This window comes from Pseudorhodoplanes sp. (genome assembly GCF_050250235.1).
In the GTDB taxonomy this organism is placed as follows: Bacteria; Pseudomonadota; Alphaproteobacteria; order Rhizobiales; family Xanthobacteraceae; genus Pseudorhodoplanes.
The window spans coordinates 57,898-64,898 of record NZ_JBFWPA010000031.1 but is presented as its reverse complement, the minus strand read 5'-3'; the positions used below and the strand labels follow the sequence as shown (position 1 = coordinate 64,898).

At 64.5% G+C, this 7,001-nt stretch carries 12 protein-coding genes; 9 read left to right on the top strand and 3 right to left on the bottom strand.

Annotated elements, in window-relative coordinates; genetic code table 11:
• The first annotated feature begins 102 nt into the window (after positions 1–102).
• Both AB7F49_RS15815 and AB7F49_RS15810 read left to right on the top strand, forming a co-directional pair.
• Entirely contained in the window at positions 103–414 is a 312-nt protein-coding gene (locus AB7F49_RS15815; protein WP_428523936.1) for a head-tail joining protein, read from the top strand.
• Entirely contained in the window at positions 411–1,067 is a 657-nt protein-coding gene (locus AB7F49_RS15810; protein ID WP_428523934.1) for a DUF6441 family protein, read from the top strand. Before AB7F49_RS15815 ends, AB7F49_RS15810 begins: the two co-directional genes overlap by 4 nt.
• Positions 1,068–1,101: 34 nt before the next feature.
• Here the strand turns inward: AB7F49_RS15810 and AB7F49_RS15805 are convergent, their stop codons facing one another.
• Positions 1,102–1,290 carry a GDCCVxC domain-containing (seleno)protein gene (locus AB7F49_RS15805; protein ID WP_428523944.1) on the bottom strand — a complete coding sequence of 63 codons (189 nt, stop codon included), beginning with the start codon at positions 1,288–1,290 and terminating at the stop codon, positions 1,102–1,104.
• A gap of 234 nt (positions 1,291–1,524) precedes the next feature.
• On the opposite strand from AB7F49_RS15805, the gene AB7F49_RS15800 reads away from it, so the two are divergent.
• From AB7F49_RS15800 to AB7F49_RS15775, 6 genes are all read left to right on the top strand, one after another.
• Positions 1,525–1,773, top strand: coding sequence for a type II toxin-antitoxin system ParD family antitoxin (locus AB7F49_RS15800; protein WP_428523932.1), 249 nt, complete (start codon positions 1,525–1,527; stop codon positions 1,771–1,773).
• Positions 1,774–1,781: 8 nt separating this feature from the next.
• Positions 1,782–2,126, top strand: coding sequence for a type II toxin-antitoxin system RelE/ParE family toxin (locus tag AB7F49_RS15795; protein ID WP_428523930.1), 345 nt, complete (start codon positions 1,782–1,784; stop codon positions 2,124–2,126).
• 32 nt (positions 2,127–2,158) lie between these two features.
• Positions 2,159–2,578 (top strand): hypothetical protein, encoded by a 420-nt coding sequence (locus AB7F49_RS15790; RefSeq protein ID WP_260349158.1) that lies wholly within the window; start codon positions 2,159–2,161, stop codon positions 2,576–2,578.
• A 25-nt stretch (positions 2,579–2,603) separates the two neighbouring features.
• Positions 2,604–3,548, top strand: coding sequence for a phage tail tube protein (locus AB7F49_RS15785; RefSeq protein ID WP_428523928.1), 945 nt, complete (start codon positions 2,604–2,606; stop codon positions 3,546–3,548).
• 2 nt (positions 3,549–3,550) lie between these two features.
• On the top strand, positions 3,551–3,988 hold the full coding sequence (locus tag AB7F49_RS15780; RefSeq protein ID WP_428523926.1) for a hypothetical protein: 438 nt from the start codon (positions 3,551–3,553) through the stop codon (positions 3,986–3,988).
• A gap of 80 nt (positions 3,989–4,068) precedes the next feature.
• Positions 4,069–4,227 (top strand): DUF7697 family protein, encoded by a 159-nt coding sequence (locus AB7F49_RS15775; protein ID WP_169507165.1) that lies wholly within the window; start codon positions 4,069–4,071, stop codon positions 4,225–4,227.
• A 43-nt stretch (positions 4,228–4,270) separates the two neighbouring features.
• Here the strand turns inward: AB7F49_RS15775 and AB7F49_RS15770 are convergent, their stop codons facing one another.
• Positions 4,271–4,471, bottom strand: coding sequence for a hypothetical protein (locus AB7F49_RS15770; RefSeq protein WP_053239919.1), 201 nt, complete (start codon positions 4,469–4,471; stop codon positions 4,271–4,273).
• Between the two features lie 72 nt (positions 4,472–4,543).
• Positions 4,544–4,756, bottom strand: a complete 213-nt coding sequence (locus tag AB7F49_RS15765) for an AbrB/MazE/SpoVT family DNA-binding domain-containing protein (protein ID WP_276199997.1) — start codon at positions 4,754–4,756, stop codon at positions 4,544–4,546.
• A gap of 67 nt (positions 4,757–4,823) precedes the next feature.
• On the opposite strand from AB7F49_RS15765, the gene AB7F49_RS15760 reads away from it, so the two are divergent.
• Positions 4,824–6,998, top strand: a complete 2,175-nt coding sequence (locus tag AB7F49_RS15760) for a tape measure protein (protein ID WP_428523923.1) — start codon at positions 4,824–4,826, stop codon at positions 6,996–6,998.
• Positions 6,999–7,001: the final 3 nt, after the last annotated feature.

Sequence of the window (7,001 nt, the reverse complement as noted above, 5' to 3'; positions counted from 1 at the left end):
ACACGACGGTAGCGCCATTGAGGTCAAGACCGAGGCCTCGACCCTACGGGTCAACAAGCGCCCGCGGCTCGCGGTGCGCAACCACACGAGCAACTGATGGGTTTGAGCGCCTTCGCGACGGCGATCGACGACCTGTTCGGCGATCCGAACATCGGCAGGGACGCTGTCTATACGCCCGATGGCGGATCGGCCGTGCCCGTGCGCATCATTGCCCGACGTGCGGACGAGATCACTGGCTTCGGCGAGGCGCGGCTCTGGTCGGAAACCACCCGCGTCGATCTTCGCCTCGCCGAGGTCTCGAGCCCGCGCCCCGACGACCGGATCGAGATCGATGGCGACACCTTCATCATTCAGGGCGAGCCGGTGCGTGATCGCGAGCGGCTCGTCTGGACCGTGGACCTTCGCCCCGCATGAAACTCGGCATCAGGATTGTCGGCGATATCGCCCGGACAATGGAGGCGGAAACCCGCGCCGGCCAAAAGGCGGTCACCGCTGCCATGCGCAAAGCTGGCGCCGGTCTCAAGTCCGCCTGGCGAGCGCAGATCACTGGCGCAGGCCTCGGGGCGCGACTCGCCCGCACCATTCGCTCCGAGCAGTATCCGAAAGGTCGGCGGAGTCTCAACGCGGCAGCGTTGGTCTGGTCGAAGGCACCAGTGATTGTTGGTGCGCACGACACCGGCCCACTGATCCGCTCCAAGAACGGGTTTTGGCTGGCAATCGCAATGCCGAGCGCTGGAAAATCCTCGCGAGGCGGCAGTATCACGCCCGGCGCGTGGGAACGCCATACCGGCATGCGCCTGCGCTTCGTCTATCGCCGCACTGGTCCGAGCCTGCTGGTGGCCGACAATGTTCGCGTCAGCAAGACGGGACGCGTCCGCGAAAACATCACCCGGCACAAGGATGGTCGCGTCTCGAGCCGGCTGCAAGGTCGCGCCACCGCCGTGATCTTCCTGCTGGTGCCGCAGGTGAAACTGCCAAAGCGCCTCGATCTCGCGCAGGATGCGCGCGCGGTGGAGAACGCCCTGCCGGGGATGATCGTGGCGAATTGGACGGAAACGCGTTCCTGAGCGGCTCGATCCAGTCAGGCTATCAACTGCAGCATCATTTATGGGCCTGGATCGGCGGACAGGGTACCGTGCCGTAGGAGCATAAAACGCAGCAATCACCCGGTTTTGGTTTGAGGAGCGTGCCGCAGCCCTTGCACTCGTAAAACCACTGGCAGGCATCCGTCGGCATGGTCTCGTTTTGCGAATGCCCGCAATGCGGACAGGTAATCGTGCTATCAAGAATCGGCGCCCGGCATTCGGTGTGCAGGCGATTAGCCTCGGCCTCGATCCGCGCGCGGCGGGCCGGGTCGAGCCTGGCGAGCTTGTCCTGAAGGCTGCGTACCATGACCATCATCCTTTCCACGGTGCCACGCCAATATGAATCCGGGCGCCTGGCCCCCACAAACCTGCATTTGGCCAGCGGTCGACATTCATAGGGCATTGGCATATATTGCCAATATCCTTGATGGAGATACGCATGGCCACCCGAAACGTCGTTCTGACGGAAACCCAATCCGACCTTGTCGACCGGCTGGTCGCATCGGGGCGCTACCAGAATGCCTCCGAAGCCCTGCGGGCGGGGTTGCGTCTTCTCGAAAGGGAGGAGGCGGAGTTCAGCGAATTGCAGGCAAGGTTGCGTGACGGGCTGGACCAGGCCCGGCGTGGTGATCTGGCCGAGGGGAGCGGTGAGGATGCGATCCGGCGTGCCTTCGCTTCCGCGCGCTAATCGTCCTGATGCCGAAACCCTGGCGCCTGACGCGACAGGCGGAAACATCGCTCGTCGAAATCGCTCGCTGGACGCATGAGACCTTCGGTCCGCGACAGGCTGCCGCCTACGAGGAAGACCTGATCGCACGTTGCGCGGCGATTGCGGCGGGCACGGCTATGTCGCAGGACTGCCGCCGCCTCATCGATCCGGACCTGCCCGAGGATCTGCGTTTCACGCGAGCGGGTCAGCATTTCGTCGTTTTCGTCGAGGACGCCGATCAGGTGATCATCGTCGATTTCCTGCACGGCCGCTCGGATCTGCCGCGACGGCTGGCCGCTCTTTCGGAGCAGAAACCCGACAGGGATCACTGACGCCGGGCTGGTCCCGGCGAACCGGGACCATCATGCCCACCACCCGCGAAACCATCCTCGCCGCGCTACACGCGCAGCTTTCAATGTTGCCAGCCACCGTGCTGCGCGGCGAGGTGCTGCCCGAGCGTGTACCTGCGGCAGGGCTATTGATTTTGCGTGATGGCGATCCGGGTGAGCCGGAGACGACGCTGTCGCCACTCATCTACCATTATCAGCACCGGGCCGAGATCGAGGCCGTCGTGCAGGGCGCGGGCCGCGATGCGGCGTTTGATGCGCTGTGCGCCAGCATTGGTGCGGCGATTGCCGGCGACCGCACGCTCGGGGGACTGTGCGACTGGATCGAGGCGGAAGCGCCGCAGCCGGTCGATCTGCCCATCGAGGGCGCGGCCGCCCTGAAAGCCGCCATGATCCCGGTGGTGCTGCATTATTCGACGGCCGACCCGCTCGGTTGATCCCGACAATCCGAGGAGAAACACCATGGCACGAGCCCAAGGGGCGCGGGCGCGAATGGCGCTCGCGTTCGAGACGATTTATGGCACCCCGCCGGCGAGCGGTTTCAGCCGCATGCCATTCGCCAGCACGACGCTCGGAGCGGAACAGCCGCTGCTCAATTCCGAGCTCTTGGGCTATGGCCGCGATCCGCTGGCGCCGGTCAAGGATGCGGTGACCGCCGATGGCGACGTCGTGGTGCCGATCGATGCGCAAGCCTTCGGCTTCTGGCTGAAGGCGGCGTTTGGTGCGCCGACGACGACGGGGACGGCACCGGGGCCCTTCACCCACACTTTCCAATCCGGATCCTGGACCCTGCCGTCGATGGCAATCGAGACCGGAATGCCTGAGGTGCCGCGATACGCACTCTATTCCGGCGCAGTGCTCGATCAACTGACCTGGCAAATGCAGCGCTCTGGCTTGCTGACCGCAACGGCGCGGCTGGTGGCACAGGGCGAGACGATCAACACCACGTCACAGGCCGGCACGCCCGCGGAGCTGGATCTCATCCGCTTCGGGCACTTCAACGGCGCGATCAAGCGCAACGGCACCGCTTTGGGCAACGTGATCTCGACCGAGATCACCTATGCCAACAATCTCGACCGCATCGAGACTATCCGTGCCGACGGCATGATCGATGGCGCCGATCCGTCGATTGCGGCGCTCACCGGCCGTACCGAGGTCCGCTTTGCCGACTCGACATTGGTGACACAGGCGATCAACGGCGCTCCTTGCGAGCTGGAGTTTTCATACACACTCATCTCTGGCGAAAGCCTGACCTTCACGGCGCACGCGGTCTATCTGCCGCGGCCCCGCCTGGAAATTTCCGGGCCGCAGGGCGTGCAGGCATCGTTCGATTGGCAGGCGGCGCGCGACGCCACGCTCGGACGCATGTGCACCGCCGTGCTCATCAATGACGTGGAGGACTACTGACCATGATCCGTCTCGACCTTTCCACTGAGCCGAAATGGCTCGACCTTGGATCTGGCCTGCGCCTCCTTGTTCTGCCGGTGACCACCGCCACCATGGTCGCGGCCCGCAACGATCCCACCGTCGAATCTTTGCCCAAGGATGCCAGCCAGGAAGAAATGGCGCTGGTCATGGCGAAGGCGGTCGCCCGCCGCGTGGTGATGGATTGGGAGGGCGTCGGCGATGAGAGCGGCATGCCGATGTCGGTCACGCCGGAAGGGATCGATGCGCTCCTCGACATCTGGCCGGTGTTCGAGGCGTTCCAGACCCGCTGTCTCGCGCCGTATCTGATGCTGGATGCGGAAAAAAACGCCTCATCGCCCTTGCCGAATGGCACTTCGGCGGGGGCGAGGCCTACTGCGCGGCCTGCGAAAGCGCGTGCGAAGATTGCCCGGCGCGGCTGAACTCTCCGGAAACTCCGGAGGGTTGGCAGGTCTGGGATCTCGTCCAGCGCCTGACTGGACAATTGCGTGTGGTTGGCGGCATGGGCGCCACGGTCGTCATCGGCTGGGACATGAACGCTGCCTTAGCCATGGCGCGCGCACTCGGTGTCAGTCCGCTGATTGCCGCCGAATGTCTGTCCGAGATCGAGGCGGTGATGGTGCGCAAGCTCAACGAACAGATGGCGGCCGAGCGCGCCTGATCAGATACGACTGTTGCACGCCGGCCTGTCAGGACTTGCGGCATTACCCCCGGTTCAGGCGCCTGCTCTTCTTCCTGCCAATGCTGCCGTCAGACGCGGATTGCGACTGACCGGTATCAGCCCGGATCGCCTGGACGTCCGGTTCCGACAGTTCGATTTCGTGGACCGTGGCCATCCGCTCACCACGCACATGCGCCAGCGCCTCCTTCAGGCCCTGTTCGATACTCTTGAAAGCTTCGCTCATGTCATCTTCCTCCAGGTTGCCAGACGCATATGTCAATGACGCACAGGCAAAGCCTTGTTGGGAATTTGGCGGTCAGAACCGATCCGACCGATCCCGGCAATCGGTCGCTTCAGCACCCTTTGCGATCCCGGCAAGTGAACTCTGTTCCGGCACCGGTATCAGCAGAATGCCAGTTCCCTTTGGCATGAGTGCGAAGACCTGACCGACCTTCCAGCCCCGCGCAGCGCGGAGGGCCTCGGGGATCTGGATCTCAAATTTGGCGGACAAGGTGACGATCTCGGACATGACTCAAGTTTCCGCGGATCGGCACCGTCACGCAAGGCGTGTCTCCGTCTGACAGGAAGATTGACCCATGGCCGAAAAACGCGTCTCCGTCCGGCTCGTTGCCGAAGGCGGCCGGCTGGTCAGGTCCGAATTCGAGGGCATTGGCGAGGTTGGCGAGAAGAGCTTCAAGCGCATCGAGAAGCAGGCCGATATCACCGGCATGGTGGTGCGCCGGGTGATGGGCGTGCTTGGCGCTGCGATCAGCGTCCAGCAGCTCGTCACCTACACCAACACCTGGACCGACCTGCGCTCGCGGGTCGATCTCGCCACCGGATCGCAGGAACGCGGTGCCGCCGTCATGGAGCGGCTCGCCGCCATGGCGCGGCGCACCTATTCGAGCATTACGCAAACGACGGAGTCCTGGCTCGCCAACGCCACGGCGCTGCGGGAGCTTGGCCTGTCTACGAAGGAGAGCCTGGATTTCACCGAGGCGTTGAACAATGCCATGGTGGTGTCGGGCGCCAAGGCTGATCGCGCGGCGTCCGTGCAGAACGCACTGTCAAAGGCCATGGCGCTCGGCAAGCTCTCGGGCGAGAACCTCAACACCGTGATCGCCAGCGGCGGGCGGATCGCCGAACTGCTGGCGGCGGAGCTCAAGGTCAACGTCAATCAGCTGCGCACTCTTGGCGCGGAAGGCGACATCACCGGCGATGTGATCCGGCGTGCACTGCTCGGCAATCTCGAGCGCCTGCGCAAGGAAGCCGACGCGATGCCGGCCACCATTGGCGATGCCTTCACGCTTCTGGGTAATGCGGCGCTGCAGCTGGTGGGCCGCTGGGACAAGATGGCGGGAACGTCCGCTGCCGTCGCAGCCGCGATCATTCTGCTCGCCGACAATCTGGAGCATCTTGCCGCCATCGGCATCGCTTTTGCCGGCTTCATGGCCGGACGCTGGGTGGTTGCCTTCGTTGCGGCACGGATTGCCACCTTCAGCCTGTCGGGTGCGCTGGCGTTGCTGCGCGGCGCCATCATCCGCACCGGCATCGGCGCACTGATCGTCGGCGCCGGCGAGCTAATCTACTGGTTCGGGCAGCTGGTCAAAGGCGCCGGCGGGTTTGGGCGCGCGCTCGAGCTGATGGGTAATCTGGCACGAGCCGTCTGGGACGGCATCAAGATCACGGCCAGCTCGTTTGTCGATGATTTCCGCGCGATCACGGCCAGCGTCGAGCAGCTCTGGCTCAAGCTGATGGCGTTCCTGTCCAACAAGTGGGCCGACTTTCTCGGTAGCATCGGTCCGACTTTCAACAAGGTCGCCGAGACCCTCGGCGCTGAGACGCGGATCGACTGGTTCGGGGCAAAGTCCCATTCCTCGATGCTCGATCACGCCGCCAGCAATGCCGGTGTGATGGCGGAGCGCCATCGTGAGCGTGCGATGGATACGCGGGCACACGCCTTTGATGCCGTCGGTCCTGCTGCGCAGGCGCTGGGCGATGCGGTGCGCAAAGCGGACAGTGCGGCCGCACTCGACGATGCCGCCAATGCAGCGGGCCGTGTCACCACTGCACTCGATGCGTCGGCGAATGCTGCAAAGAAAGCCGGCAAGGCGCACAAGAAAAGTGCAGAAGAAGTTGTCACCGGCTGGGCGGCGGTGGTCAAGAGCCTGGCCGATTATGCGGAGAAGGCCCGCGAGATCGGCGCCGATGTCGGCAAGACGCTGGTCGGTGCGTTCAAGAGTGCGGAGGATGCCGTCGGCGAGTTCGTCAAGACCGGCAAGCTGAAGTTCGGCGATCTCGTCACCTCGCTGATTGCTGATCTGGCGAAACTCGCGGCGCGGCGCTTCATCCTCGGTCCCATCGCTAACGCATTGTCTGGCGCCTTGGGCAGCCTCGGCAGCAGCCTCTTTGGCGTGCCGAGCCCGGCGGCGGCAGCCGCAGGACTGTTTGGCTCGCCGATTTATCACACCGGTGGCATCGTTGGCGGACCCAGCCCTAGCCGCATGGTGCCGGCCATAGCTTTCGCTGGTGCGTCGCGCCTGCATGCCGGTGGATGGGCAGGCCTGCGGCCAGACGAAGTGCCGGCCATCCTGCAGCGCGGCGAGCGGGTGCTGTCGAAGCGCGAGGCATCAGCCTCGGCACGTAGCGCATCCGCGCCGAGCGTCAACGTCACCATCATGGCGCGCGATGCGGAAAGTTTTCGGCAATCGCGCACACAGGTCGCCGCCGATATCGCCCGCGCCGTGTCGCTCGGCCGGCGCGGGCTCTGAGAC